The organism is Kosakonia sp. H02 (assembly GCA_030704225.1).
Taxonomy (GTDB): Bacteria; Pseudomonadota; Gammaproteobacteria; order Enterobacterales; family Enterobacteriaceae; genus Kosakonia.
In genome coordinates this window covers 3,292,612-3,318,445 of record CP131915.1, presented here as the reverse complement: position 1 = coordinate 3,318,445, position 25,834 = coordinate 3,292,612, and the positions used below count along the sequence as shown (strand labels likewise).

General features: G+C 54.9%; 24 protein-coding genes. 19 read left to right on the top strand and 5 right to left on the bottom strand.

Going from position 1 to position 25,834, the window contains the following annotated elements; all coding sequences use genetic code 11:
- Positions 1-9 precede the first annotated feature (9 nt).
- The 19 genes from tagF to Q5705_15430 all read left to right on the top strand — a co-directional run bounded on the left by tagF (position 10) and on the right by Q5705_15430 (position 19,972).
- Complete coding sequence (gene tagF / locus Q5705_15520) at positions 10-720, top strand: type VI secretion system-associated protein TagF (GenBank protein ID WLI75989.1); 711 nt, start codon at positions 10-12, stop codon at positions 718-720.
- 11 nt (positions 721-731) lie between these two features.
- Positions 732-1,748 carry a type VI secretion system protein TssA gene (gene tssA, locus Q5705_15515; GenBank protein WLI75988.1) on the top strand — a complete coding sequence of 339 codons (1,017 nt, stop codon included), beginning with the start codon at positions 732-734 and terminating at the stop codon, positions 1,746-1,748.
- Positions 1,749-1,822: 74 nt separating this feature from the next.
- A complete protein-coding gene (gene tssB, locus Q5705_15510) occupies positions 1,823-2,347 on the top strand; it encodes a type VI secretion system contractile sheath small subunit (GenBank protein ID WLI75987.1) in 525 nt (174 codons plus the stop codon).
- A gap of 3 nt (positions 2,348-2,350) precedes the next feature.
- Positions 2,351-3,853, top strand: coding sequence for a type VI secretion system contractile sheath large subunit (gene tssC / locus Q5705_15505; GenBank protein WLI75986.1), 1,503 nt, complete (start codon positions 2,351-2,353; stop codon positions 3,851-3,853).
- Between the two features lie 67 nt (positions 3,854-3,920).
- A complete protein-coding gene (locus Q5705_15500) occupies positions 3,921-4,352 on the top strand; it encodes a Rap1a/Tai family immunity protein (GenBank protein ID WLI75985.1) in 432 nt (143 codons plus the stop codon).
- On the top strand, positions 4,349-4,843 hold the full coding sequence (locus tag Q5705_15495) for a T6SS effector amidase Tae4 family protein (protein WLI75984.1): 495 nt from the start codon (positions 4,349-4,351) through the stop codon (positions 4,841-4,843). Before Q5705_15500 ends, Q5705_15495 begins: the two co-directional genes overlap by 4 nt.
- A gap of 202 nt (positions 4,844-5,045) precedes the next feature.
- A complete protein-coding gene (locus Q5705_15490) occupies positions 5,046-5,528 on the top strand; it encodes a type VI secretion system tube protein Hcp (protein ID WLI75983.1) in 483 nt (160 codons plus the stop codon).
- Positions 5,529-5,710: 182 nt separating this feature from the next.
- Complete coding sequence (gene tagH, locus Q5705_15485) at positions 5,711-7,531, top strand: type VI secretion system-associated FHA domain protein TagH (protein ID WLI75982.1); 1,821 nt, start codon at positions 5,711-5,713, stop codon at positions 7,529-7,531.
- Complete coding sequence (locus tag Q5705_15480; protein WLI75981.1) at positions 7,528-8,322, top strand: protein phosphatase 2C domain-containing protein; 795 nt, start codon at positions 7,528-7,530, stop codon at positions 8,320-8,322. Before tagH ends, Q5705_15480 begins: the two co-directional genes overlap by 4 nt.
- 20 nt (positions 8,323-8,342) lie before the next feature.
- Entirely contained in the window at positions 8,343-9,320 is a 978-nt protein-coding gene (locus Q5705_15475; GenBank protein ID WLI75980.1) for a hypothetical protein, read from the top strand.
- A 9-nt stretch (positions 9,321-9,329) separates the two neighbouring features.
- On the top strand, positions 9,330-10,142 hold the full coding sequence (locus tag Q5705_15470; protein ID WLI75979.1) for a type VI secretion system accessory protein TagJ: 813 nt from the start codon (positions 9,330-9,332) through the stop codon (positions 10,140-10,142).
- Positions 10,135-10,704: a type VI secretion system baseplate subunit TssE gene (tssE, locus tag Q5705_15465; protein ID WLI75978.1), complete on the top strand. Its 570-nt coding sequence runs from the start codon at positions 10,135-10,137 to the stop codon at positions 10,702-10,704. The genes Q5705_15470 and tssE overlap by 8 nt, the downstream gene beginning before the upstream one ends.
- Before the next feature lie 2 nt (positions 10,705-10,706).
- Entirely contained in the window at positions 10,707-12,578 is a 1,872-nt protein-coding gene (tssF, locus tag Q5705_15460) for a type VI secretion system baseplate subunit TssF (protein ID WLI75977.1), read from the top strand.
- The gene (gene tssG, locus Q5705_15455) at positions 12,575-13,618 is read left to right on the top strand and encodes a type VI secretion system baseplate subunit TssG (GenBank protein ID WLI75976.1); all 1,044 of its coding nucleotides are present in this window, start codon (positions 12,575-12,577) and stop codon (positions 13,616-13,618) included. Before tssF ends, tssG begins: the two co-directional genes overlap by 4 nt.
- A 43-nt stretch (positions 13,619-13,661) precedes the next feature.
- Positions 13,662-16,280, top strand: coding sequence for a type VI secretion system ATPase TssH (gene tssH, locus Q5705_15450; GenBank protein ID WLI75975.1), 2,619 nt, complete (start codon positions 13,662-13,664; stop codon positions 16,278-16,280).
- Between the two features lie 26 nt (positions 16,281-16,306).
- Positions 16,307-17,755, top strand: coding sequence for a serine/threonine-protein kinase (locus Q5705_15445; protein ID WLI75974.1), 1,449 nt, complete (start codon positions 16,307-16,309; stop codon positions 17,753-17,755).
- Between the two features lie 149 nt (positions 17,756-17,904).
- Positions 17,905-18,285: a DcrB-related protein gene (locus Q5705_15440; GenBank protein WLI75973.1), complete on the top strand. Its 381-nt coding sequence runs from the start codon at positions 17,905-17,907 to the stop codon at positions 18,283-18,285.
- Between the two features lie 28 nt (positions 18,286-18,313).
- Entirely contained in the window at positions 18,314-18,571 is a 258-nt protein-coding gene (locus Q5705_15435) for a hypothetical protein (protein ID WLI79089.1), read from the top strand.
- A 102-nt stretch (positions 18,572-18,673) separates the two neighbouring features.
- The gene (locus Q5705_15430) at positions 18,674-19,972 is read left to right on the top strand and encodes an MFS transporter (protein ID WLI75972.1); all 1,299 of its coding nucleotides are present in this window, start codon (positions 18,674-18,676) and stop codon (positions 19,970-19,972) included.
- Here Q5705_15430 and Q5705_15425 read toward each other — a convergent pair.
- The 5 genes from Q5705_15425 to trxC all read right to left on the bottom strand — a co-directional run bounded on the left by Q5705_15425 (position 19,969) and on the right by trxC (position 25,689).
- The gene (locus Q5705_15425) at positions 19,969-20,292 is read right to left on the bottom strand and encodes a YfiM family lipoprotein (GenBank protein ID WLI75971.1); all 324 of its coding nucleotides are present in this window, start codon (positions 20,290-20,292) and stop codon (positions 19,969-19,971) included. The genes Q5705_15430 and Q5705_15425 overlap by 4 nt on opposite strands.
- A gap of 47 nt (positions 20,293-20,339) precedes the next feature.
- Complete coding sequence (pssA, locus tag Q5705_15420) at positions 20,340-21,695, bottom strand: CDP-diacylglycerol--serine O-phosphatidyltransferase (protein WLI79040.1); 1,356 nt, start codon at positions 21,693-21,695, stop codon at positions 20,340-20,342.
- A 113-nt stretch (positions 21,696-21,808) separates the two neighbouring features.
- Entirely contained in the window at positions 21,809-24,469 is a 2,661-nt protein-coding gene (pat, locus tag Q5705_15415) for a protein lysine acetyltransferase (GenBank protein WLI75970.1), read from the bottom strand.
- 32 nt (positions 24,470-24,501) lie between these two features.
- On the bottom strand, positions 24,502-25,200 hold the full coding sequence (locus Q5705_15410; protein ID WLI75969.1) for a tRNA-uridine aminocarboxypropyltransferase: 699 nt from the start codon (positions 25,198-25,200) through the stop codon (positions 24,502-24,504).
- Between the two features lie 69 nt (positions 25,201-25,269).
- Positions 25,270-25,689: a thioredoxin TrxC gene (gene trxC, locus Q5705_15405; protein ID WLI75968.1), complete on the bottom strand. Its 420-nt coding sequence runs from the start codon at positions 25,687-25,689 to the stop codon at positions 25,270-25,272.
- Positions 25,690-25,834: the final 145 nt, after the last annotated feature.

Here is a 25,834-nt window from a genome sequence, read left to right as displayed (position 1 = left end):
GAACGCTTAATGACTACGACTTCTGCAATTAGCTGGTATGGAAAATTGCCCAGCGCGGGCGACTTTCTGCAACGCCGTTTCCCTGACGCACTGCAACGCCAGTGGTCCCACTGGTTTCAGGTTGGGCTGATGAACTGGCAAAAAGAAGAGCAGCGCGCAAGCGACAGGCAGTTCAGCAATGCGCCTATCTGGAATTTCGTTGTGCCGCCGATGCTCGGTGGGCAGCAAGTACAAATGGGCTGCCTGTTACCGGGGCGCGACAGCGTGGGTCGTCAGTATCCGCTCTGCGCATTAATGGCGATAAACCCGCTGGAGTGGTCACCGCGTCATCTCGCTCAGGCCGGTGACTGGTATCAGCAACTGGGTCGCTCGATGTTACATGCCGTGCGCAACGGCTACTCGCCGGAACAGCTCGATCAGGCGTTACTGGCTATTCCGCCCGTGCAACTGGTGGAACCGGAAGTGCGCTCGGAAATTCTGGATGTGATTGGTTACGAAGGCGATAGCGCATCAACCATTGGCTGGCAACAAGCCGCGGAATGTTTTGATCCGCTGCGCCAAATCAGTTTCTGGTGGACCAACCGCAGCGATGGTTACCCGCTCTACACTCACGTGCACAGCGGTAATTTCACTGGCCAGTTGTTTACGTTGTTGTTTGATCCGGCGGGCGGGGCCAGACCCGGACGTCACGGTCTTTATCCACCCATGTTTGATGAATAAGCAGGTTGCGGATGACTATTGAATCCTTACTCGCTCCGGTCACGCCGGAGCAACCGTGCGGTGAAAACCTGGAGTACGACGCCGATTTTCAGGCTATGGAGCAGGCAAGCCTCGGCAAAGCTGAGCAGCAATTTGGCAGCACGATTATTCCCGCAGAGCCAGCCGACTGGACGCGTGTGGAGAAACTGGCGACGGGTCTGCTTGCGCGCACCAAAGATATTCGCATCATGATGGCGTTGACCCATGCATGGACGCGACGCCGCGGGCTGGAAGGATATGCAGATGGTTTGATGCTGCTGGGCCAGGCGCTGGCGCTCTACTGGGATCAGCTCTGGCCATCGCTGACAGACGGTGGCGAGTTCGACCCGTTTTATCGCATCAACGCACTCGCCGGCTTGAGTGATAAATCATCCCTCACCACAACGTTGCGCCAGGCCGTGTTACTGCGCAGCAACGGCGATGAGCTGAACGTGCGCGATGCGCAGGCGCTGCTCGACGGCAGTAAAACAGAGTGTCCGGGCTATCCCGGCGGACGGGTGCGCCTGATTGATGAACTGACGCGTGGCGGTCAGCCCGGCATTGAGGCTATCGGGCAAATCGAAGGGCGTCTGCAAACCATCCGTACATGGCTGCTGGAACAACTGGGCGAAAGCGGGGTACCGGAAATGGAACAATTACTCAAGACCGTCGGCGTTATCGCTGACGTCAGCCGCGCTTCCCGCAACGAAGCGCCGCCTGAGATCGCCGAACCACCTGAGCAGGCTAATACTGTTTCCCAGCCCGCCAGCGCAGTACCGCTGCCCGCCATGACTGACTGGCGCAGCGCACAGGTAACGACGCGTGCGGACGCACAGTTAATGCTGGAAAAAGTGAAGCAATATTTCACCCAGCATGAACCAAGCCACCCCGCGCCGCTGATGATTGACCGTGTCCAGCGGTTAATCGAACTGGATTTTATGGAGATTATTCGCGATCTGGCACCGGACGGCGTTAATCAGCTGCAAAACATCTTTGGGCGTCAAGACTGACGCAAACCGCGTTATGAAGGCAGGCGCGTTGCCTGTCATCAAACCTTCACCGCGCATATTCGATGGAGAACATCATGGCAATGAGTAACAGTGGTCAGAAATTTATCGCCCGCAACCGCGCCCCACGTGTACAAATTGAGTACGACGTGGAAGTTTACGGCGCGGAACGCAAAATCCAGCTTCCGTTTGTGATGGGCGTAATGGCGGATCTGGTAGGGAAACCGGTGGAGAACTTACCTTCTATTGAGGAGCGTAAATTCCTCGAAATCGACGTGGATAACTTCGACGAGCGCATGAAAGCGCTGAAGCCGCGCGTGGCGTTTAACGTTGACAACACCCTCACCGGCGAAGGCCGTCTGAACGTTGATTTAACGTTTGAGAGCATGGATGACTTCCTGCCGGATGCTGTTGCCCGCAAAGTGGAGCCGTTAAACAAACTGCTGGAAGCGCGGACACAGCTTTCTAACTTGCTGACCTATATGGACGGTAAAAACGGTGCTGAAGAGCTGATTGCCAAGGTGTTACAGGATCCGACGCTGCTGAAATCGCTCAGCCAGTTGCCGAACAGTGACGACAGCGCGCAAGGTAAAGAGGAATAATTCATGAGCAATCCTTCTCAACAACATGAACAGCAGCAGGGCGCGCAGTCCTTCAGCCAGGATGAATTTAGCTCACTGCTGAATAAAGAGTTCCGCCCGAAAACCGATCAGGCGCGTTCAGCGGTCGAAAGCGCAGTGAAAACCCTGGCGCAGCAGGCGCTGGAAAACACCGTCACTTTCTCAAATGATACCTATCGCACCATCCAGAACCTGATTGCCGGTATCGATGAAAAGCTGTCCCAGCAGATCAATCAAATTATTCACCATGAAGAGTTCCAGAAGCTGGAGAGCGCCTGGCGCGGCCTGAGCCATCTGGTGAATAACACCGAAACGGATGAGATGCTGAAAATTCGCTTTATGAGCATCTCCAAGCAGGAACTGGGCCGCAACCTGAAACGCTTTAAGGGCGTCGGTTGGGATCAAAGCCCGCTGTTCAAAAAAATCTACGAAGAAGAGTATGGCCAGTTTGGTGGCGAACCCTTTGGCTGCCTGGTCGGTGACTACTACTTCGACCATAGCCCGCAGGATGTTGAACTGTTAGGTGAAATGGCGCGAATTGGCGCGGCGGCGCACTGTCCGTTTATTACCGGCACCGCACCAAGCGTGATGCAGATGGAATCCTGGCAGGAGCTGGCGAACCCGCGCGACCTGACCAAAATTTTCCAGAACACCGAATATGCTGCATGGCGTTCTCTGCGTGAGTCAGAAGATGCGCGTTACCTGGGGCTGGTCATGCCGCGCTTCCTGTCGCGTCTGCCGTACGGTATACGCACCAATCCGGTCGACAGCTTCGATTTCGAAGAAGAGACCGATGGTGCAAACCACAACAATTACACGTGGGCGAACGCCGCTTATGCGATGGCAACCAACATCAACCGCTCTTTTAAAGAGTACGGCTGGTGCACCTCCATTCGCGGGGTTGAATCCGGCGGTGCGGTGGAAAATCTGCCGTGCCATACCTTCCCGAGCGATGACGGCGGCGTGGACATGAAATGCCCGACCGAGATTGCTATCAGCGATCGTCGTGAAGCGGAACTGGCTAAAAACGGCTTTATGCCGCTGATCCACCGTAAAAACTCAGACTTCGCGGCCTTTATCGGTGCGCAGTCCTTGCAAAAACCGATGGAATACCACGATCCCGATGCGACGGCGAACGCGCGCCTGGCTTCCCGCCTGCCATATCTGTTCGCTTGCTGCCGCTTTGCGCACTACCTGAAGTGCATTGTGCGCGACAAAATCGGTTCCTTTCGCGAGCGCGATGAGATGGAACGCTGGCTCAACGACTGGGTGATGAACTACGTCGACGGCGACCCGGCCAACTCCTCGCAGGAAACCAAAGCGCGTAAACCGCTGGCGGCTGCGGAAGTGCAGGTTCAGGAAATCGAAGATAACCCAGGCTACTACGCAGCGAAGTTCTTCCTGCGCCCGCATTACCAGCTGGAAGGTCTGACCGTTTCTCTGCGCCTGGTTTCTAAACTGCCGTCGCTGAAAACCAAAGAGGCGTAAGCCAGGCAGGCCGTAAATGTGAAGAACTTACGGCCTGGAAACATTTTCGCAAACAGAAGGATATGTGATGAAAATGCGTATAGTTATCGCAGGCAGTCTGTTGGTTTTATCAGCATTAGCGAGTGCTGAGACGACAACTTATCAATATCCCCAGGCAAATCCGTTACCAGAGGATTCAACAACAAATTTACTTCGCGATCCTGCATTATTGAATGGTTTTGACGTCAATATGAGCGCACAACGTTTTGCTGATGCCTGGTTTTCGAAAACTAACGAGCGCGAACGTATTAAAGCGGATATGTACTTGTTGGGGGTACTTGATACGACAGAAGGGACGATCTGGTGTGGCTATAACCGACTCCTGCCATCGTCAATACATGAAAATCTTTACTCATATTTTGAAAATCTCGGTACAGAAAAAGGCAAACAACGCGCATCAAAAACAATCACTGATGCCATGTCTGAATTGATGCCGTGCAAAAAGGAAAACAAAAAATGAGGCCGTTATATGAACAGCTTAAACGTCATCATCACTCTTCCTTAAAATATCGCCCCGGCTTTCTTTCACCTGAAGAGCTATTTAAAGAAATTGGTTATGACTACAAAAGATTGAAAGCTGATAACCCCGATTTCGAAAATACGTGTGCTGTGCGGATGAGTATGGCGTTATTGAAAAACAATATCGATTTTATCGGGCGCATGACCATTAAAGAAGGACCCTTTAAAGGCAAAAAAATAGAACCGGGCGCTAAGCTTATGGCGGACCAACTCTATAGAGAGAATGTGTTCGGAAAGGCTGAAATTTATACCGATATACGCGAAGCGGGACGGAAATTGCGTAATCGGAAGGGGGTTGTATATTTCCACAGGATTGCTGGTTACGGTGGCGGTCATATCGACTTGCTTGAACCTGTAGGCGACAACATGATGGACTGTAACAGTGGATGTCACACGAATTGCAAAGAGATTTGGTTCTGGGAATTGAATTAACGCATTAAAAACCGAATTGTTAGTCCAATAAATTTTTCTCCCATGACGGGGGAATATGGATTTCTGAAGAGACATATGTCTGTTCGGAAAGAAAAGAGGCAGAGGTAAAATATGGACGGTTTTATTCGGCCCCATGCTTACCCGTTTGCCATATAAGCGCTTTTTCGAAAGCAATATTTATCATTAACGAAGAGTAAATATTATGGCTATTGATATGTTTCTGAAGGTCGATGGAGTTACGGGTGAATCTAAAGACTCTAACCACACCGGCTGGACTGATATCACATCTTTTTCCTGGGGGGCTTCACAACCCGGAAACATGAGTGTTGGCGGTGGCGGCGGTGCCGGTAAAGTCAATTTCAACGACCTGCATGTTAACGCACTCATTGACAAATCCACGACGGCTATCCTGAAGCACTGCTCCAGCGGCAAGCATCTGACCAAAGTTGAACTGTCTGTCTGCAAAGCGGGCGGTCAGCAGGTTGAATATGCGCGCATCACACTGGAAGACGTGCTGGTGACCTCAGTTCAGTACACCGGTGCTGACAACGGCGACACCGTGGGCGTAACTTACGCATTCCAGGCAGCGAAAGTGAAACAGCAGTACTGGGAGCAGTCCTCTTCCGGCGGTAAAGGTGCTGAAACCAGCGCTGGCTGGAACATCAAAGAGAACAAAGAAGCGTAAGTATGACGAGCGATCCCGTAAGGGATCGCTAATACCTTGCGAAACCGGTTCGCCAGAATCTGTATACTGCCTTTCACCGCACCGGGATCTGAAATTGAGTGAAAGTACCCGCGCAGTTAAACGCAGCCGCTTTAGCGAAAACGGCACCGTTTGAGTGCACATAACTCCAGCAGGAATATGCGATGCGATTCACTATTATCACCACTAAACCCGGTCATCAGCCGCCGCAAAGCCGCTGCGACTTTTATCCCCCGGGCGGTACTATTGGCCGTGGCACTGATAACAATCTGGTGCTGCCGGACAACGACCGCTCTATCTCTCGTCTGCAAGCCATTGTCCATATTGCTGGCAATGGCGAATGCCGCGTCACCAACCGTGGTAATGTCACTCGCGTCGTGCTGAACGATATCCCACTGGAACGCGGGCGTCAGGTAGAACTGCAAGACGGGGATATCCTCGGCATTGACGAATACCGCATCGAAGTGACCGACCTCATCCAGGATACGCAACCGGTAAGCCGCATGGCGGAAGAGATGTATCCGAAGCCAGCACAAGCCCCGGCGGCGAAACCTGCGCCAGCCCCGGCCGCTAAACCACAAAACACGCCTCCCGCCGCGTCGGAAAACGCGCCTGCGTCCGTCCCTACAGAAATCTGGGACAGCCTGATGCAGGAGTTTTCGATTTCCGACAGCATCTCCAGCAGCCGCGCGAAGCCGGGTGAGTCACAGAACCTCAATCCGTTTGCGGCACCGAAAGAGCCGGAACGTAACCCGGAAGATCCGCTCTCATTGCTGAATAACAATGAGCCGTTGGTCACGCCAAAATCTCTCGCCTCAGATCAATTGTTCAATGACGAACAGTTGTTCAAAAACGACAGCATCTTTAATGACGCCACGCCATCGGCGCTGGTGCCGCCGATTGAATCTGCATCCAAACAGCAAACGCCAGAAACGGATGAACTCGATCCGCTGGCACTGTTTGGTGGCAGCGGCAGCGCGCCGCAAGCGCGTAGCGACGATCCCCTCGGCCTGCTCAGCGGAGCCGTACCGCTGGCCCATGCCGATGATATTGCACCGAGCAAAAACAAAGAACCCGCACCGCAGCCGATTATCACCGATCTGCATGCCGCAGAGCCGCCTGCGCAGTCACAGCCCATCATCACCGAGCTGGATGCACAAGCGTTGAGCGGCACGCCACTGTTTACTGACGAAGAATCTATCGCTGCGCCGCAAGAGGTGCAGGATTACGCCGGTATTACGTTGCCCACGCCGCAGGCGGTGCAGCGTAGCGCGGCGCAAACGCCGAAAGGCCGTCTGCGTATCGATCCGGTACAAAGCCCAGGCGCGAAATCGGCTCCCTCAACCAGTACCGGCGACAGCGGTGATGTGCTGAAAGGCGAATTGCTGGATGCCTTGCTTGAAGGGATGGGCCTTGGCGATATGCAACCCGTGCCGCAGTTCGATAAAGAAAACATGCGCCAGTTCGGCCAGATGTTAAGCATGTTCTCTCAGGGCACTGTCGCGCTTTTGTCGTCGCGTTCTATTTTGAAACGCGGTGTAAAAGCAGAAATGACCATGGTGCTGGACGATGCCAACAACCCGTTTAAGCTGCTGCCTTCTGGTAAATCGGTGCTGATGCAAATGTTCGGTAGCCGCATGCCGGGCTTTATGCCGCCGAAAAAATCCGTTCGCGATGCGCTGATCGATTTACAGGCGCATCAGTTAGGGATGATTTCCGGTATTCGCGCCATTATCGCCGCGATGCTGCAATCCTTTAACCCGGAACAGCTGGAAGAGGATGCCAAACGTGACGGGGCAACTTCACGGCTTGGCGTACTTTCAAACCGTAAAGCCGCAATGTGGGATTACTTTGTGCGCACCTATGCGCAAACCGCCGGTGAGATTGACGATGACTTCCACACCCTGTTCGGCGAAGCGTTTCTTCACGCTTATGACATGGAAGTTAACCAGTACAAAGACTCACAAAGCGGATCGGAAGAATGAATATCAGCACCGCCTCAATATCACGACAAGGCGAGCGTGCCAGTAATCAGGATCAGACCGGGGAAACCATCGGCGAGCGTGCCGCCTGCTTTGTGGTCTGCGACGGGATAGCCGGATTACCCGGCGGCGACGTGGCCGCAGAGCTGGCGCGAAATGCGATTATCACCGGGTTTGACGGCGACGCGCACCTCAATGCTCAGTACATTCGTCAATATGTGAACGGCGCGAATCACGCGATTCGCAAAGAGCAAAAAGCGGTGCAGGATTATCACCGCATGGGCACGACCATGGTCAGCCTGTTCATTGACCGTGATTACAAGCTCGCCTACTGGGCCCATGCCGGAGACAGTCGCCTCTATCTCTTTCGCCGCGGCTGGCTGTACCATGTCACCACCGATCACAGCCTCGTCCAGCAGATGAAAGATGCCGGGCATCAGGTTGAAGGCATCAACGGTAACCTGCTTTATTTCGCGCTTGGCCTGGGGGAAGATGAACGCGAGCCCAGCTATAGCGACGTAGTACCGATTGAAGATGGTGACGCCTTTTTGTTATGTACTGATGGTTTCTGGCACGGCGTCAGCGAAGAACAGATGCAACAGTCGCTACATATGGTGAATACGCCGGAAGAGTGGCTGACCTTAATGAATCAAATCTTGCTGAAAAACGGTGCCGGGCAACAAACCCAGCAGGATAACTACAGCGCCGTAGCGGTGTGGATGGGTACGCCTCAGGAGACCACGCTTTTGCATACGCTCTCTGAAGCCGCTCAGTTTTTCCCTCTTCGTGATTGATACAGCTTACAAGGACTTTTATGAAACTTTGGCTACCGGGTTTGGCCCTGCTTGCGTTATGTGGCAGCGCGCAGGCTGAAAACTACCGCATCGTGCAATCGCCTTCGCAAAAACTGGATGTCTGGATCGATAACATCGCGGATAACACCCCCAAAAGCTGGTGCGCAAAAACGCTGCCGCTGCGCATTGTCGCAGGGGGTGACAAAAAGCCATCAGTACTGAACAACTTCTTACCGCGTCTTGGCGCATTGCTGGAAAACCAGTGCGGCACGTTGACGCAGGTTCACTGGAAAATGACCGATCCGCAGGGTACAACCCTTGCAGCAGGGACGGCAGATAAAGCCAAAGACTGGCAGCCCGTAGTGACCTCCACCGGTGCGACCACCGCTCAATCGACGGCGAACACGCAGCCTGTTGGTCGCGCAGAAGATCTCTCCCCACCGGCCAACCGTGCGCCGTGGCAAGAATTTACGCTGCAAGATGGCTGTCATCTGCGCACCTTCTGGCAGGGCGATGCCAGTGCACCGGCACTGTTTATCCCCGCGAAAGAAGATGGCAAATGTGAAAAAGGCGGCTGGCTGAACGGGCGCAGCGATGTCACCCAGGTGAGCAACGGGGCAGAAAAGAAAATCACCATGACTTTTGTTCACGGTTTCCCCGTCAGCGGCCTGAGTGACAAAGTGGACGCCGACCGTCTGCTGATCACCACCGTCAATAACGAACGTATGGTGGTCAGTGAAGGTAGCCTGGCACAAAGCTGGATGATCCTGCCCTACGTCAACAGCCTGAATGGCTGGCAAGCTAACGGCACCGTAGCCGTCGAAGTTTCGCGTGAAGTCGCCAGTGATGAAACACGTTTACAGGCGCGCCTTGATGAAGTGCGTAAAGCCTGGACGCCGTGGTTTGAGCCGGGCACCCGCCTGACGATTCTGCTTATTGATTCGCTGCATCCGCAGTTGCGCGATCCCACGGTCGGGACGTACAGAACCATCAACTAAGGAGCGGCAATGAACACATTGTTTCAGCAACTGGCAGGCGAGTCGTTGCAGGAAAGCCTGGCGCAGCTTGAAAGCCGCATCCGCACCCAACCGGGTGATGCCGATCTGCGGGCGGCTTTCGCCCAGCTCTTATGTCTTGACGGCAACTGGGCGCGTGCGCTGGCTCAGCTTAAAAGCTGGCAAGCCCTGAAACCACAAGCGCAGCCAACCGTCACTTTGCTTGAGCAGGCTATCGAAGGTGAACGTCAACGTGCCGAGGTCATGGCAGGGCGCGCACGTCCTGTCGCGCCGGATGAACAATGGCCGTGGCTGGCCGCCATGGTCAGTGCGCTGGATCCGCAATCTGCCGATGCGGGCGCACAGCGTGACGCGGCGCTGGAACTGGCCGATGCCAATCCGGGCCAGCTCACCACGCAGGATGGTCAGACAGTGGCCTTCGACTGGCTGATGGATGGCGATTGCCGTTTTGGGCCGGTTTGCGAAGCCATTGTCAACGGGCGCTATTTCTGGTTGCCATTCAGTGCCATCGATGCAATGCAGTTTCAACCTCCGGCCAGCGTGACCGACCTCGTATGGCGACATACGTTGGTGCGCCTGCGCGACGGCAGCGAGCAAGTGTGCCAGATCCCGGCGCGCTATCCCCTTGATGTGCATACTGAGGACCGCTTTAAACTCTGTCGCGTGACTGAATGGCAACAGCTGGCGGGCGACGCGCCGCATTATCAGGGGCAGGGACAAAAAGTGTGGCTCAACGACAGCGCTGAATATTCGCTACTCGATCTGGCGACGCTCAGTTTTAATGCGGAAGCCGCGCATGAGTAACCCGGCACAAAATGAAGACAGCGACCTGCTGCGTAGCGGCTGGCGCGCGCGGCGGGGGAAAGATACCGTTGGCGCGCGCGATAAAATGCAGCCGTCGTTGCTCGATCGCCTGACCGATGACGCGCCGGATAAAGTCAAAGAGCCAACAAACAGTAACCTGGTTTCACACTCGGCGCTGCGCCGCCATGTTTTGCGCGATCTGCAATGGTTGTTTAATACCATCAACAACGAAGCTCAGCAGGATCTTTCGGGGTTCGATCAGGTGCGCCGCTCGGTGGTGAACTTTGGCGTTTCACCGCTGGCGGGCAAACGCATGTCCGATATTGAATGGCACGACATTCAACGTAAGCTCACCGACGCGATTTTGCACTTTGAACCGCGCATTCTGCCGCAGGGATTGCAGGTGCGCTGCATTTCGGATACGCAATCGCTGGATCTGCACAACGTCTTGTCAATTGAAATCAAAGGCCGCCTGTGGTGCGTGCCGTATCCGCTGGAGTTCCTGTTTCGCACCGATGTCGATCTGGAAAACGGGCATTTCGAGCTGAAAGACGCGGGGTAACAATGGACAGCAGATTACTGGAATACTACAACCGCGAACTGGCCTGGCTGCGTGAAATGGGCCAGGAGTTTGCCGGACGTTATCCCAAAGTGGCCGGGCGTCTGGGCATGCGCGGTATGGATGTCTCAGACCCCTATGTCGAACGCCTGATGGAAGGCTTCGCCTTTCTGACATCGCGCGTACAGTTAAAAATGGACGCCGAGTTTCCGCGTTTTTCTCAGCGTTTGCTGGAGATGGTCGCGCCCAACTACCTGGCGCCAACGCCGTCCATGGCGATTGCCGAACTGCAACCGGACAGCGCCAAAGGCGATCTCAGCAACGGTTTTGTGGTACCGCGCGGCACCATGATGGACAGCCAGGTGATGAAAAAGAACGGCGTCACTTGTAGCTACACCACCGCGCACGATGTCACGCTACTGCCACTGAAAATTAGCCAGGTTGAGCTGGGCGGCGTGCCCGCCGATTTACCGCTGGCGCAGGTGGGGTTAAGCCAGCGCGGTGCCCAGAGCGCACTGCGTATTCGGCTAAGCTGCGACGGCCCGGTCAATCTCAGTCATCTTGATTTTGACCGTCTGGATCTGTTCCTGAGCGGCCCGGATATGCAGGCGCTGAAACTGCTTGAACTGTTAATGGGGCATCAGGTCGGGATCCTGTGTCAGGCGAACGGTCACCACTCCCCGGTGCATGTACTGGCGGATGATGCGCTGCGCCAGGAAGGTTTCGGTGCCGACCAGGCGCTGCTGCCCGATGATCTGCGCAACTTCGATGGTTACCGTCTGTTGCAGGAGTATTTCGCGTTCCCGTCGCGTTTTCTGTTTATCAGCCTGCACGGGCTGCGCACGATGCTTGCCAACAGCGGCGAAGTGAAATCCTTCGATATCATCATCCTGCTGGATAAAGCCGATGCGCAACTGGAGCGGGTGGTGGATAAAAATCATCTGGCGCTGCACTGCACGCCGGTGATTAACCTGTTCCCGAAAGTGGCCGAGCGGCAGAAGCTGAGCGATAGCCTGCATGAATACCATCTGGTGGTCGATAACATCCGCCCGCTTGATTACGAGATTTACTCCGTTACCAAAATCCACGCCAGCGTTGATGGTCAGCGCGACGAACAGACATTTCGTCCCTTCTGGAGTAGCTGGAGCCAGGACGACGGCAACTATGGCGCTTACTTCTCGGTGCGCCGTGAACAGCGCGCGCTTTCTGAACATGCGCAGCGTTACGGCACCCGCACGGGGTATATCGGTTCGGAAGTCTTTGCCTCGCTGGTCGATGAGCAGCATGCGCCCTGGCGGGAAGATTTACGCTATATCACCGCCGAAGTGCTGTGTACCAGCCGTGATTTACCGCTGATGCTGCAACAGGATCTCGGCCAGTTTGTGCTGCCGGATTCTCTGCCGGTGAAATCCCTGCAATTACGCAAAGGCCCGACACCGCCGCGCCCGGCGCTGGCGGAAGGGCTAAGCACCTGGCGCTTAATCAGCCAGTTGCAGATGAACTACCTCAGCCTGATGGACGGGGAAAATGGCGAAGGCGCGGCGGCGCTGCGCCAGTTACTCGGGCTGTATACCCGGCTGGCAGAAGCGCCCGTTGCCCGCCAGATTGAAGGCGTTCGCCAGTGCGTGCTCGAGCCCGTGCACCGCCGCGTACCGGAACCGGGCCCCATCGTGTTCGCCCGCGGAACCGGCATCACGCTGACAATAGATGAGCAGGCCTTCTCCGGCTTTAGCCCGTGGCTGTTTGGTAGCGTGCTGGAGCGCGTTTTTGCCCGGCTGGTGGGCATGAACAGCTTTACGGAGTTCACGCTGAAAAGCCAACAGCGCGGCGAAATTGGTTACTGGCCACCGCGCATGGGTAAGAGGGCGCTGATATGACCGATACGCCCGCCCGCGCACCGACGATTATTCGCGTTAACGGGTTAGCGGATGCCTTCTGGCAAAACGTGATGGCCACGCCCTGGCGTTATGATTTGTTTACCCTGCTACGTCGCGTAGATGCCCAGGGCGGTGAACGTTATCCGCTGGGGCGCGCACCGTTACCGCGTTTTGAATCACTGCGTATCGGCCAGAAGCCGTCGCTGGGGTTTGCCCCTTCGACGCTGGCCGGGGTACGCAAGCGTGAAAATTCATCCCTGCATGATGTGTCGATCCTCAGCTTTGGCCTGTTTGGCCCTAACGGTCCACTGCCGATCCACCTGACGGAATACGCCAGCGAGCGTATCGATCACCATCAGGACGATAGCCTGAGCGCGTTCGCGGATCTGTTCCATCACAGGCTGTCGCTGCTTTTTTACCGCGCATGGGCGGATGCGCAACCTACCGTGTCCCTCGACAGACCCGATAATAAACGGTTCGAACAGTACATCGCTTCGCTGATTGGCATGGGGCAGCCGGGGCAACTGGAAAAAGGCAGCCTCAGCCCGCATTCACGCTTTGCGCTGGCGGGGCACTTAACCCGCAATGGTCGAGATCCGGAAGGGCTGGAGAAGATCCTGCGCAGTTACTTCAACGTGCCGGTGAAAATCGTGCAAAACGTCCCGCAGTGGATGCCGCTTAGCCAACGCGAGCGCGCCCGTCTGCAAGGCGGCCGCCATGCGCCACGTCTTGGTCAGTCGGCCTTTCTTGGCGAGGCGGTACGCGATGTTAGCCATAAGTTTCGCATCGAAATTGGCCCGTTGGCTGCCGACGCCTACCGACGCTTTATGCCTGGGGAAAAATATGTCACCGCGCTACGCGACTGGGTACGCCAGTATCTGGGCATCGAATACCAGTGGGCGGTACGGGTGATTTTGCGCAGCGAAGATGTCGCTGGCACCGCGCTGGGCGGTGACAGCCGCCTGGGGTATAGCGCCTGGCTTGGCACGCAGCCGCGACCAGAAGCGCGTGGAGATTTGGTATTTAGCCCGGAGGGTTAATCCTTCCTGTTTTTAATCTGACGTACAACTAACGGAAGAATCCATGTCAGAAATCAGCCGCGCCGTACTGTTCGGCAAACTCGACACACTCTTATTCACCTCGCTGGAAAGCGCCACCGCATTCTGCAAATTGCGCGGCAACCCTTATGTGGAGCTGGTTCACTGGCTGCATCAGTTGATGCAACAGACGGACGGCGACCTGCAACAGGTTATCCGCCACTTTTCTCTTGATGAAGAGGCGTTGACCCGCGATATCGTTGCGGCGCTGGATAAACTGCCGCGCGGCGCAAGCTCGGTGTCCGATCTGTCGGAACACATTGATACCGCCGTCGAGCGCGCATGGGTTTACGGTTCGCTGAAATTTGGCGTTACCCGCATTCGTGGCGGGCATCTGCTAGCCGGGATCCTGAAAACCTGGAGCCTGGCTAACGTGCTGAAAGGCATCTCGCCGCAGTTTGACCGGGTCAGTGCTGACGCGCTGCTGGATGGTTTCGACCCTATTTTTGCCAACAGCAAAGAGACACAGCAGGCGACCGTTGCCCTCAATGATGACGCAGGCATCGCAGTGCCGACACAGCAGGGGACGCTGGCACAATACGGCCAGGATCTGACTGCCCGGGCGCGCGACGGCAAAATCGACCCGGTAGTCGGGCGCGACGAAGAGATCCGCCAGATGGTCGATATCCTGATGCGTCGTCGCCAGAACAACCCTCTGTTAACCGGTGAAGCGGGCGTCGGGAAAACCGCTGTCGTTGAAGGGCTGGCGCTGCGCATTGCCGCAGGCGATGTGCCGGAACCGTTAGTCGGTGTGCAATTGTGGTTGCTGGATATCGGTATGCTTCAGGCGGGCGCGGGCATGAAAGGGGAGTTCGAAGCGCGTCTGCAATCGCTGATTAACGAAGTGCAGTCCAGCCCAACACCGATCATTTTGTTTATCGATGAAATCCACACGCTGATTGGCGCAGGCGGGCAACAGGGCACAGGCGACGCCGCAAATCTGTTGAAACCCGCGCTGGCACGTGGGCAGTTGCGCACCATCGGCGCAACAACCTGGGCGGAATACAAAAAATACATTGAGAAAGATCCGGCGCTAACCCGTCGTTTCCAGACAGTACAAGTGGCGGAGCCAGATGAAGAAAAAGCGGTGCTGATGCTACGCAGCACCGTCTCCGCGCTGGAAAAACATCACCGTGTGCTGCTGCTGGATGAAGCCGTTGTTGCTGCGGTAAAACTCTCACATCGCTATATCCCGGCGCGTCAGTTGCCGGACAAAGCCGTCGCGCTGCTCGATACCGCCTGCGCGCGCGTTGCTGTCAGCCAGAGTTCACCGCCCCCGCAACTGGAAGATTGCCAGCACCGTATCGCTGCGCTGGATGTGGAAATCGAAATTGCTAACCGCGAAGCGAAAGTGGCCGTTGGTGATAGCGAGCGCGTTGTGAAATTGCAGGCTGAGCTGGAAAAACTCGGCGCACAGCGTGATGAACTCACCCGGCGCTGGGAGCAGGAGCAAGCGCTGGTGGATAGCATTATCGCGCTGCGCGCGCAGTTGCATACTGCACCGGATGAGGCGCTGGCGGATTTACGCGAAACACTGACTCAGCAGCAAGCGGCGCTGCGCACCTTGCAGGGTGACGCGCCGTTGCTGTTTACCTCGGTGGAGGTCAATGTAGTCGCTGCCGTGGTTTCCGACTGGACCGGTATTCCGCTGGGTCGGATGGTGAAAAACGAAATTGACGCAGTGCTGAAACTGGCCGATACCCTCAATGAACGCGTTATCGGCCAGCGCCATGGCCTTGAATTAATTGCCAAACGCGTTCGTACCTCACGCGCGCGGCTTGACGACCCGAACAAACCGGTCGGTGTTTTTATGCTTTGCGGCCCGTCCGGCGTGGGTAAAACCGAAACCGCGCTGGCGCTGGCGGAATCACTGTACGGCGGCGAGCAGAACATCATCACCATCAATATGAGTGAATTCCAGGAAGCGCATACCGTCTCAACGCTGAAAGGTGCGCCTCCAGGCTATGTCGGTTATGGCGAAGGTGGCGTGTTAACCGAAGCGGTGCGCCGTCGCCCTTACAGCGTGGTGCTGCTGGATGAAATCGAAAAGGCGCACCCGGATGTGCATGAAATCTTCTTCCAGGTATTCGATAAAGGCTGGATGGAAGATGGCGAAGGTCGTCATATCGATTTTCGTAATACCATCATTATCTTGACGTCTAACGTGGGCACCGATCTGATCACCGGCATGTGCGCCGACCCGGCGTTGATGCCGGAACCGGATGCGCTTCGCGATGCGTTGCGCCCGCCGCTGTTGCAGGTTTTCCCGCCAGCGTTGCTGGGACGATTGCTGGTGGTGCCTTACTATCCGCTCAGCGATGAAATGCTGGCGATGATCGTGCGCTTGCAGCTTAAACGCATTCAGCGTCGCCTTGAAGAAAACCACGGTATTGTGTCAGACGTGGATGACAGCGTGGTCGAGCAAATTGTTGCCCGCTGTACGGAAGTTGAATCAGGCGGCCGTATGGTGGACGCCATCCTTACCAACACTCTGCTGCCGCTGATGAGCCAGCTATTACTCGACGCCAGTGCGCGCGACGAGCATTATAAACGCTTACGTGTCACGTTTGAGCAGGGTGAGTTTCACTGTCAGTTTGCGGCGTAACGCCATTATCAAGAGAGTTTTCCAATATGACGGATCACGATAACAACCGGAGTGTACCGAACGCGCTGCCACCGGGATATCGCTTCAACGAGTTCGAAATCAAAGAAGTGATCGGTGGTGGGGGTTTTGGCATCGTCTATCGCGCCTGGGATCACCAGCTTGAGCGAACCATCGCGATTAAAGAGTTTATGCCCTCTTCGCTGGCAGTCCGTAACGACGACATGACGCTGGTGCTGCGCAGCGAGCGGTTCAGCAAAGCGTTTACCGCCGGGCTGAACAGTTTTATCCAGGAAGCCCGTTTACTGGCCCGCTTTAACCACCCGAACCTGCTGCATGTGCTGCGTTTCTGGGTGCAGAATGACACCGCCTATATGGGAACGGTGTTTTACAGCGGAACAACGCTTTCCCGCCTGCGCGAAAAGAACCCGGCGCTGATTAATGAAGCCTGGATCCGCCGCATGTTGCCGATGCTGCTCGGGGCTATCAAAACCATTCACGATGAAGGTTATCTGCACCGTGACATTTCGCTGGATAACATCCAAATCCAGGAAAATGGCCTGCCGGTGCTACTCGATTTCGGCTCTGCGCGCCGCAGTATTGGTTCGGTGTCTGATGAAACCGAAACCATGCTGCGCCCGGGCTATGCACCGATCGAACAATACACCGATGACAATGAAAGCGAGCAGGGGCCGTGGACCGATATCTACGCCCTTGGCGCTGTGCTGCATACCTTAATTATCGGTTCGCCGCCGCCGGTGAGCGTGGTGCGCAGTATTCAGGACACTTATGTGCCGCTGACGCAACGCGGTCTGCCGGGTTACTCCCTGTCGCTGTTGCAAGCGGTGGATCGCGCCCTGGCGCTGAAAATGGAAGACCGCCCGCAAACCGTGGATGAATTCGCTGCGCTTATCGAGATGCCGGTGGCGGGAATTGATGATGTGCTGAGCGTTAAACAGCCAGGCACCATGCTGGTTCCGGTGGAAGACACCCCGGAAAAAGCGGAAGTGGCAGGCTGGCAACGTTACAAAATGCCAGGCCTGGTCGCGGCTGGCGTGCTGGTGGGGCTGATTGCTGGCGGCCTGTTGTTCAGCGGCGGTTCTGCGCCGGAGAACGCGGCAACCCAAACCGCCAGCAATACTGATGTGCAGCAGAACACGGCTCCTGCCGATCCGCCGCGCCAGTCTGCTCCGGCTGAACAGCCTGCAACGCCACCTGCGCAAACGGCGAACCAGAATGCGGCGCCCGCCGCCGCTCAAGCGCCGGTAGCACAACTCTTTATCCGCATGAATGACGGTGAAAAACTGACCCTTAATGGTGAAAGCCAGTCAGTTTCACCTGCCACCAGCGGTTTTGCATCGCTGAAAGTGCAACCAGGTCGCTATGAACTGGTGCTACGGGGTAACGGCCAGACCCGCCGCCAGACGGTGACTATCGCCAGCCCTGGCACCTGGCTTATTAATCCACAACCGCAATAGTCATTGTTCCGCCCGGGCTTCCACGCCCGGCAACGCGCGGAGAGGTCTTCCTCTTTCCGCGCGTATCTTTTTCACATTGCTGCATGGAGCAATGGCTTCTTTTTCAATAACGACGTTAGTCTCGCCCGACATACTAAAAAGACAGAACTATGAATTTATTAACACACAGTAATAACGGTGGCAGTGAATTTACGTTTGTCGTGTCTCGCGCCAGTGCACAAGCCGATGATAAAGTCCACACGGTCGCCGCCAGAAAAATACGTGAACTGGAGATGACATTAACCGACTTTCACCTTGAATCTTCACAAATGCTGGAAGTGGACGGTAATCCCGCCGTTGAGCTGTTTTATCAATTCAAAAACGATAATCATGTCATCTATCAGCGCCAGACCATCATTTTGCTGGCGGATCCCGCTTCAGGAAAAAAAATGGTCAGCTATATTGGCACCTGCCCGGGGGAATTCAGTGAGGCTTATCAAAAGCAGTATCAGGAAATTATCCAGAGCCTGAAGTTTCATCGCGCCAAATAATGGACAGACACGCTAAAAGGATTGAATCATGCAGGACAGGATCACAGTCACCTTGCCGGTAGACGGCCTGCTTTTCTGGAAACTCTCCGGGCGCGAGGCGCTGTCGGAGGCGTTCACGCTGTCGCTGACAGTGCTCGGCACGGATGCGCGCACTGACCGCAGCAGACTGCTGGGCCAGCCGGTGACGAAAAGCCTCATGCGAAAGCATGGGGCTTTTTTGCTGTTGTCTTTCTGCACCGTTTCATTTACTTCTCCTGCTAAGCTAAATTGTGATGCTCATCACTAATGCATGATAACAAATATGTAACATTTGTATCTTTGCACAGTGGTGAGCATGGATGTTCACTATCAAAAAGCAATCCTTAGCGCTGGCAGGAGTAACATTCGAATGGCTGAAAGCAGTATGACATCCCGGGAATCGCTCACCAGTAGTGATACCCGCCGCAGAGTATGGGCGATCATCGGTGCCTCATCAGGTAACCTTGTGGAATGGTTTGATTTTTATGTTTATTCCTTTTGCTCTCTCTATTTTGCTCACATCTTTTTCCCGGCAGGTAACACCACCACGCAGTTACTACAAACCGCAGGCGTATTTGCCGCAGGGTTTCTGATGCGGCCAATCGGCGGCTGGTTATTTGGTCGCATTGCAGACCGCCACGGGCGCAAAACATCCATGCTGATTTCGGTATGTATGATGTGCCTGGGATCGCTGGTCATTGCTTGTTTACCCGGTTATGAAAGCATTGGGACCTTGGCTCCCGCCTTATTATTGCTGGCGCGTCTGTTCCAGGGGCTTTCCGTCGGTGGCGAATATGGAACCAGCGCAACTTATATGAGTGAAGTCGCGGTAGAAGGGCGTAAAGGATTTTATGCCTCATTTCAGTACGTCACGCTGATTGGCGGGCAATTACTGGCGCTACTGGTCGTGGTTATTTTGCAACAAATCCTTGAGGATGAAGCACTTCGTGCCTGGGGCTGGCGTATTCCTTTTGCCATCGGCGCGGCACTAGCGATTGTTGCGCTTTGGCTCCGCCGCCAGTTGGATGAAACCTCACAGCAAGAAGTTCGCGCATTGAAAGAAGCCGGCTCGATGAAAGGGTTATGGCGCAACCGCAAAGCCTTTTTGATGGTGCTTGGCTTTACTGCCGGTGGTTCGCTGACGTTCTATACCTTCACTACTTATATGCAAAAGTACCTGGTTAATACTGCGGGTATGCATGCGAATGTCGCGAGCATCATTATGACGGTAGCGCTGTTTGTGTTTATGCTGATCCAACCTTTTATCGGCGCGCTGTCAGATCGTATTGGCCGCCGAACGTCTATGTTGCTTTTTGGCGGTCTCGCAACAGTCTGTACCGTTCCGATCCTGAGTGCATTACACAGTGTGACATCACCTTACGCGGCTTTTGCTCTGGTAATGATGGCACTGATTATCACCAGTTTTTATACCTCGATCAGTGGGATCCTGAAAGCTGAGATGTTCCCGGCTCAGGTACGTGCTTTAGGCGTTGGTTTATCCTATGCCGTAGCAAATGCTGTATTTGGTGGCTCCGCGGAATATGTCGCGCTGTCGCTGAAATCAGTCGGTTTCGAAACTGCGTTCTTCTGGTATGTCACCGTAATGGGGGCCTTAGCGTTTCTGGTTTCACTGATGCTGCATCGCAAAGGCAAAGGTATTCGACTTTAGTGTTCAGCCAGTTGCCACACGGCATAGCCCGTTGTGGCACCGGCAACATCCCACGCAAAATCTTTCCAGCTCCAGCCGCTTCCCGATGGGCGGCTGTCCCATAGCTCTTTTGATGCACCCAGGCTTAAAGAGAACATTACCCCTATTACTGCGCTGCGATCGCGGCTAATTCTCTGATGCTGTGCGTACTCATTACCGGCTGCGGAGAGCATCGCTGAACCGAGAAAATGTTGCGCTTTATCCTGGCCGCTCCAGTTGTCATTTGCCATATGGCTACAGCCTGTCAACAGCAGTGCACTTAACAGTGGGGCATATTTCATGCAGGGAAACCTGAAAAAAAGCCCCGTCGCAGTGACAGGGCTCTGTTTTAAAGAATGCGGCTAATCAGCTTGTCGATGCGGATACGGCGCAACCGCCGAATCAGTTTACGCACTTTCACCGGATATTCGGCAATGCTTTGCAAATCTCGATAGTGATTGACCACGGTGGTATGGGTGCGGATGAGTTCCAGCTCTTTATCACGCTGCGCCGCCAGCTCCTGTTTTGGATCATGGATCAACACAGCGTTTTCCAGATCCAGACGCCAGGCGCGCGGGTTGAGGTTATTCCCCGTCAACAACATCCACTCATCGTCCACCCACATTCCTTTCAGGTGATAGCTATTGTCGTCATCTTTCCATAGACGAACGACTAACTGGTCGGTATTCACATAATATTGCAGGCGGCTTAAGAAGCGGCGCAGGTTAATCTCATAAAGATAGGGCAATGCACCGATAATTTTAAACGGCTGATCTTCCGGGATAAAAAAGTCATTCGCTGTTTTATCGCCAACGATAATCTCCACTTTTTTACCTTCGCGCAGAAGCTGAATAATATTGCGCACCAGCACCGCAGGCAGGTTGAAGTACGGCGTACAAATGGTCAATTTGTGTTCCGCACAGGGCATAAGATGGAAAATCGTTTTATTCAATAGGCTGGATTTCCCCAGCCCGACCAGCGGCGTGACCGCCAGTTCATCGTTACCCGCATCGCCCTGGAAATGGAACGTGGCATCCCGCAATTCCTGGCGGAGCTGGCGAATATCGTTTTTGATTTCCGGGCTTTTCGGCCGCTGAGGATCGTCCAGGCGGTTCACACCGCGCCCCTGAATCAGGTTCTTCTCGACCCAATTACGCATGACATCGGCCATTTGCGGATTGCGGATCAACTGATAGCGGTCATAACGGTATTTATCATGCTGATGCAGGTAAACATCATTAAGGCTCGCGCCGCTGTAAAGCACGCTGTCATCAATAATGAAACCTTTGAAATGCAGGACGCCGAGTGCTTCGCGCGTATTGACCGGCACGCCATAAACAGGTACCTCAACGCCAGGGTTTTCCTGGGCAAGGCGGCAATACCAGTCAGCATTGGTGTTCGATGCCGCCACACCAATACGGCCACGCTGAGCGCGGTGCCAGTCTACAAGAACACAGACATCAAGTTCTGGTCGCTGGCGTTTTGCTTCATACAGCGCATTAAGAATTCCTTTCCCGCCATCGTCCTGTTCGAGATACAGGGCAATGATATAGATTCGACGCGTTGCGCTGGCTATCTTCGCAAGTAACGTCTCCCTGAAAACGGCCGGTGAGTAAAAGAATGCAACATCATCAGCAGACTGAGAAAGCTTGGGGAGTTGGGCAAGGTGTTGTTGATGTTTATTGCGCTTAAATTTTGACAACATCACAGTGCGTTTCTTCTCTGTTTATTGAAGGGTCTTCTGTACCATGCAGACGACATAAGCGGGCAATAATAACACCGTGCCTACTAAAGTGGTCAACATTTCCAGTGCCTTACTCAGGATTGCGCCGTCTGCGCCAGTTGGAGCGATAAACCCACAATCCCATCTTCCAGCTGGATATCGACATCGAATCCCAGTTTGCGCGCCAGCGTTACCATGCCGCGATTATTGGGCATAGTAATACCATTCAAGCGCTTAAGTCCGTGATCCCGGGTATAACTGATAAGCTTTTCAAGTAAACGTCGCCCAAGCCCGAGCCCTTTCAAATCGGAACGCACCAACACGGAAAACTCAGCATCGATATTGTCCGGATCGGATATCGCGCGGGTTACGCCCAGGATCTCTTCGCCCTGCTCCGTGCGGCGCACCGCCACAAACGCCATTTCCCGATCGTAGTCGATCTGCGTCATATTCGCTAAATCATCATGGGTAAATTCGTTGATCTCGCTGAAGTAGCGATAGTAAAGATCCTCTTTCGTTACCTGGGCAATAAACCGCTGAAGCTGAGGCTCGTCCTCGGGCAGGATCGGTCGGAACAGGCAATGTTCACCATTTTTCATCGTCACCTGCTCTTCCAGATGTTGCGGATAAGGGCGGATCGCCAACCGCGTTTCGCCATTTCCGGCAGCAGACGAGAGCGTCATGGTTACATCCAACGCCGTAAATTCATTGCCGGAGGCCAGCAAAGGATGAATATCGAGCCGCTCAATCTCAGGGCAATCAACAATAAGGTTTGAAACCTGCACCAGGAACTGGCTCAGACCTGCAATGTCCAGGGTGCGCAATGCGCTACGGCCGCGGATCTTTTTGCTTTTAATTGCCTGGATGACCAGATAACGCGCCAGGTTCATATTCAACGGGGGCAGGGCAACTGCCGCTTGATCCTCCGCTCGCCATTCAACACCACCTTCACCCAACATAATTAGCGGGCCAAATACCGGATCGTGTTCCACCACCACGCGCAGCTCCTGTGCACCCGCGCGGTTCGCCATGCTCTGCACCTGCAAACCGTGGATCCGCGCCTGCGGCCAGCTCATTTTTACGCGCTCGATAATCGCATCTGCCGCCTGTTGGACCTCTTTTGCGGTGCGCAGATAAAGCATCACCCCCTGTACTTCAGATTTATGAGGAATATCCGGGGAGCGCAGTTTTAATGCCACCGGGTAACCGATCTGCTCGGCAATATGCACCGCCTCTGCGCTGTCGCTGGCTATCCAGGTGGGCAGCGTTTGCAAACCCCAGGCACCTAAAATTGGCTGAACTTCATGCGTATCCAGCGTGGTCGCGCCGTCGGCAAGCGCCTGTTGCAACAAATGATGGGCTTCAGCAGTATCCGCCGTCAGGCTCACGGAAATCGCCGGTGTTTCACGTAATTGTTTCTGATTGCGCCGATATTCGACCATATGCATAAACGCGGTGATGGTGCCTTCGGGCGTCCGGTACGTCGGCAAACCCGCTTCGCTAAAGAAACGCCGCGCCTCCTGGGATGAAAATTCACCGCACCAGTTGGTGAGTACGGTGACATATTTCCCGCGAGGATGGTTTTTCAGCACGTCAATAAGCGCCTGCGCGCTTTGGCTACCCGGCGCAACGGCACTTGGCGAGTGGATAACCATTAGCGCATCGTAATCATGGCTATTAAGCAAAATGTTAAGTGCCGCCGCATAGCGCTCGTTACTGGCATCATCCCGCAAATCCAGCGGGTTGTCGGGCGTGACAGATTCCGGTAGCGCTGCGCGCAGCTGCGCTACTGTCTCTTCACTTAATGTTGCCAGTTTGCCATTGCGTGACCACAGTTCATCCAGCGCCAGCGCGGCGGGAGCGGCACCGTTGCTGATAATCATCAAGCGCTCGCCGCGCAGCGGGCGCATATGGCTGAGCGTTTCCACGGCTGAAAAGAGTTCGTGCGTATCCTGAACGCGCAGCAAACCGGCACGCTGAATGGCCGCATCCCAGGCGGGATCGAGGCCGGAATGGGCGTGCAGCAAACGTTGAGCTTCCGGGCTGCGGCCACTTTTAATCACCAGAATCGGTTTGTTGCGCGAGGCACTGCGCGCCGCAGAAACAAACCGACGCGCATCGCTTAAATGTTCAAGATAGAGCAGGATGGCGCTGGTTTTACTGTCTCTGGCAAGAAAATCGAGTAGCTCATCGACATCAATATCGAGGCTATCACCCAGCGCAATAAAGTAGGAAAAGCCCATCTCCCGCTGCTGCGCCCAGTCGAGAATAGTGTTGGAAACGGCGGCGGATTGGGAAATAAACGCCAGCTTGCCGCGCGTAATAGGCACCGGGGAGAAACTGGCATTCAATCCTTGCCACGGAGCCAGCAAACCCATACTGTTCGGGCCAAGCAGGCGCATTTGATAGCGACCCGCGCAGGCGAGCAAGTCGCTGTGTTGTTCAGGCGGCGCGGAGAGAATAATGCAGGTTTTGCAGCCTTTCTGCCCGAGCGCGTCGAGCAGTTCCAGGTTGCGTTTGGCATGGGTGCAGAGCACGGCAAGGTCGGGAGTAAAAGGCAGGCTGGCAATATCCGGCCAGGCCAGCACGCCCAGCACGGCTTTATAGGCAGGTGTGACCGGCAAAACGGGCCCGGCAAAACCGCCCGCCAGTAAATTGCGCATCATAAGAAAACCGGCGCGATCCGGTTTCATCGACGCACCCACCACCGCAATCGATCGGGGACGCAATAACGCTTCCAGCCCTCGTTGGCTCATACCGGCCTCCACAAATGAGTGACCGGATGATATTAAACGTTTTCTGCCGTTTTTGCTGTGATGGTGGGCGAATGATGGGGTTTCCCTTCCAGATAGCGCTCACGGAACAGGGAGAAATGGGAACCAAGCGCCTGTGCGGCGGTGTTATCTCCGGCCAAATCCAGCAGGGCGATCGCCACTTCCGCCGTGCAATACTGATCCTCCGCGTGGGCTTCGCGCAGGTGATAAGCAGAAACCCGCGACAAATCGACAGAAATCACCGGCAATGCATCCAGATAAGGGCTTTTGCGAAACATCTTGCGTGCCTCGGTCCAGGTACCATCCAGCATGATAAACAGCGGTGGTTTTCCCGTTGGCGGTGCGCTCAATACCTGACGCTCGCTACCTGCGTAAGAGGCCGGGAAAACTACCATCGGTTGATATGCGTCGTTGGTACATAAATCGATCAGCGCCTGTGGGGGCTCAGTGCGCGACCACTGAAAGGCCAGCGTGTCGGGCAGGACATCGGCAATCAAGCGCCCGGTGTTGCTGGGTTTCATGGGTTCGGTATCAAACATGACCAGACAAAAACGGCTGGTAGCCGCCGAGGGTTGTAGCGTATCGCACAGGCATTGTCGCAACGGCAGCAGGCAGCGCTGACAGCGGCGGATGCGGTTGCCACGTGCAAGAAAGGGGCGAGTCGAGCGGGCAAGGCGTTCAGCGCGGAGTTGAAGAACAGCGTTATCGGTCATGGAGATCGCGTAAGAAAAACGCCATTGTCGCAGAGGTGAAAACGGGGCACAAGATGCGCCCCGCCAGGATTACAGTGATTCGTTAAGCCAGCTATCAAACGGTGCTTTCGGCATTGCGCCGCTCAGCATGTCCACCACTTCGCCATTTTTGAATAGCATAATGGTCGGAATGCTGCGGATACGAAAACGGGCGCTGAGTTCACGTTCCGCTTCAGTATTCACTTTAACGAAGCGAACTTTGCCGCTGCGCTCTTCCGCAACGTCTTCAAAAATCGGTGCGAAGTTACGGCACGGGCCGCACCACGGTGCCCAGAAATCCACCACCACCGGCAGATCATCTTTGAGCAGCTTATCCAGCGTTTCGCCGGTGGCGTTAATGACATCTCCATCGAACAACTCATGTCCACAGCGCCCACATTTAGCGCCGTCATTCATCCTTTCCTGCGGAATGCGATTCAACGCCTGACAGTTTGCACATACGGTATTCATAACTAACCTCAGGGAAGCGATGGTACAAAACGGCTTTACACCGTTATGTTTCTACAATGTTACGTATTATTGATGGGACGGTTTCAAACGACAATGTGTTTTATTCAATGAGTACAATAGTCGATAGCTTTTGAACGAATTAATG

Coding starts and splice junctions, on each gene's coding strand:
- Q5705_15500 (WLI75985.1), top strand. CDS start 3,921: ATGAAAATGCGTATAGTTATCGCAGGCAGTCTGTTGGTTTTATCAGCA.
- Q5705_15425 (WLI75971.1), bottom strand. CDS start 20,292: ATGAAATATGCCCCACTGTTAAGTGCACTGCTGTTGACAGGCTGTAGC.
- tssE (WLI75978.1), top strand. CDS start 10,135: ATGAGTAACCCGGCACAAAATGAAGACAGCGACCTGCTGCGTAGCGGC.
- Q5705_15475 (WLI75980.1), top strand. CDS start 8,343: ATGAAACTTTGGCTACCGGGTTTGGCCCTGCTTGCGTTATGTGGCAGC.
- tagF (WLI75989.1), top strand. CDS start 10: ATGACTACGACTTCTGCAATTAGCTGGTATGGAAAATTGCCCAGCGCG.
- Q5705_15435 (WLI79089.1), top strand. CDS start 18,314: ATGCAGGACAGGATCACAGTCACCTTGCCGGTAGACGGCCTGCTTTTC.
- trxC (WLI75968.1), bottom strand. CDS start 25,689: ATGAATACCGTATGTGCAAACTGTCAGGCGTTGAATCGCATTCCGCAG.
- tssG (WLI75976.1), top strand. CDS start 12,575: ATGACCGATACGCCCGCCCGCGCACCGACGATTATTCGCGTTAACGGG.
- tssB (WLI75987.1), top strand. CDS start 1,823: ATGGCAATGAGTAACAGTGGTCAGAAATTTATCGCCCGCAACCGCGCC.
- tssF (WLI75977.1), top strand. CDS start 10,707: ATGGACAGCAGATTACTGGAATACTACAACCGCGAACTGGCCTGGCTG.
- Q5705_15470 (WLI75979.1), top strand. CDS start 9,330: ATGAACACATTGTTTCAGCAACTGGCAGGCGAGTCGTTGCAGGAAAGC.
- pat (WLI75970.1), bottom strand. CDS start 24,469: ATGAGCCAACGAGGGCTGGAAGCGTTATTGCGTCCCCGATCGATTGCG.
- Q5705_15480 (WLI75981.1), top strand. CDS start 7,528: ATGAATATCAGCACCGCCTCAATATCACGACAAGGCGAGCGTGCCAGT.
- tagH (WLI75982.1), top strand. CDS start 5,711: ATGCGATTCACTATTATCACCACTAAACCCGGTCATCAGCCGCCGCAA.
- Q5705_15440 (WLI75973.1), top strand. CDS start 17,905: ATGAATTTATTAACACACAGTAATAACGGTGGCAGTGAATTTACGTTT.
- Q5705_15495 (WLI75984.1), top strand. CDS start 4,349: ATGAGGCCGTTATATGAACAGCTTAAACGTCATCATCACTCTTCCTTA.
- tssC (WLI75986.1), top strand. CDS start 2,351: ATGAGCAATCCTTCTCAACAACATGAACAGCAGCAGGGCGCGCAGTCC.
- tssH (WLI75975.1), top strand. CDS start 13,662: ATGTCAGAAATCAGCCGCGCCGTACTGTTCGGCAAACTCGACACACTC.
- Q5705_15445 (WLI75974.1), top strand. CDS start 16,307: ATGACGGATCACGATAACAACCGGAGTGTACCGAACGCGCTGCCACCG.
- Q5705_15430 (WLI75972.1), top strand. CDS start 18,674: ATGGCTGAAAGCAGTATGACATCCCGGGAATCGCTCACCAGTAGTGAT.
- tssA (WLI75988.1), top strand. CDS start 732: ATGACTATTGAATCCTTACTCGCTCCGGTCACGCCGGAGCAACCGTGC.
- Q5705_15410 (WLI75969.1), bottom strand. CDS start 25,200: ATGACCGATAACGCTGTTCTTCAACTCCGCGCTGAACGCCTTGCCCGC.
- Q5705_15490 (WLI75983.1), top strand. CDS start 5,046: ATGGCTATTGATATGTTTCTGAAGGTCGATGGAGTTACGGGTGAATCT.
- pssA (WLI79040.1), bottom strand. CDS start 21,695: ATGTTGTCAAAATTTAAGCGCAATAAACATCAACAACACCTTGCCCAA.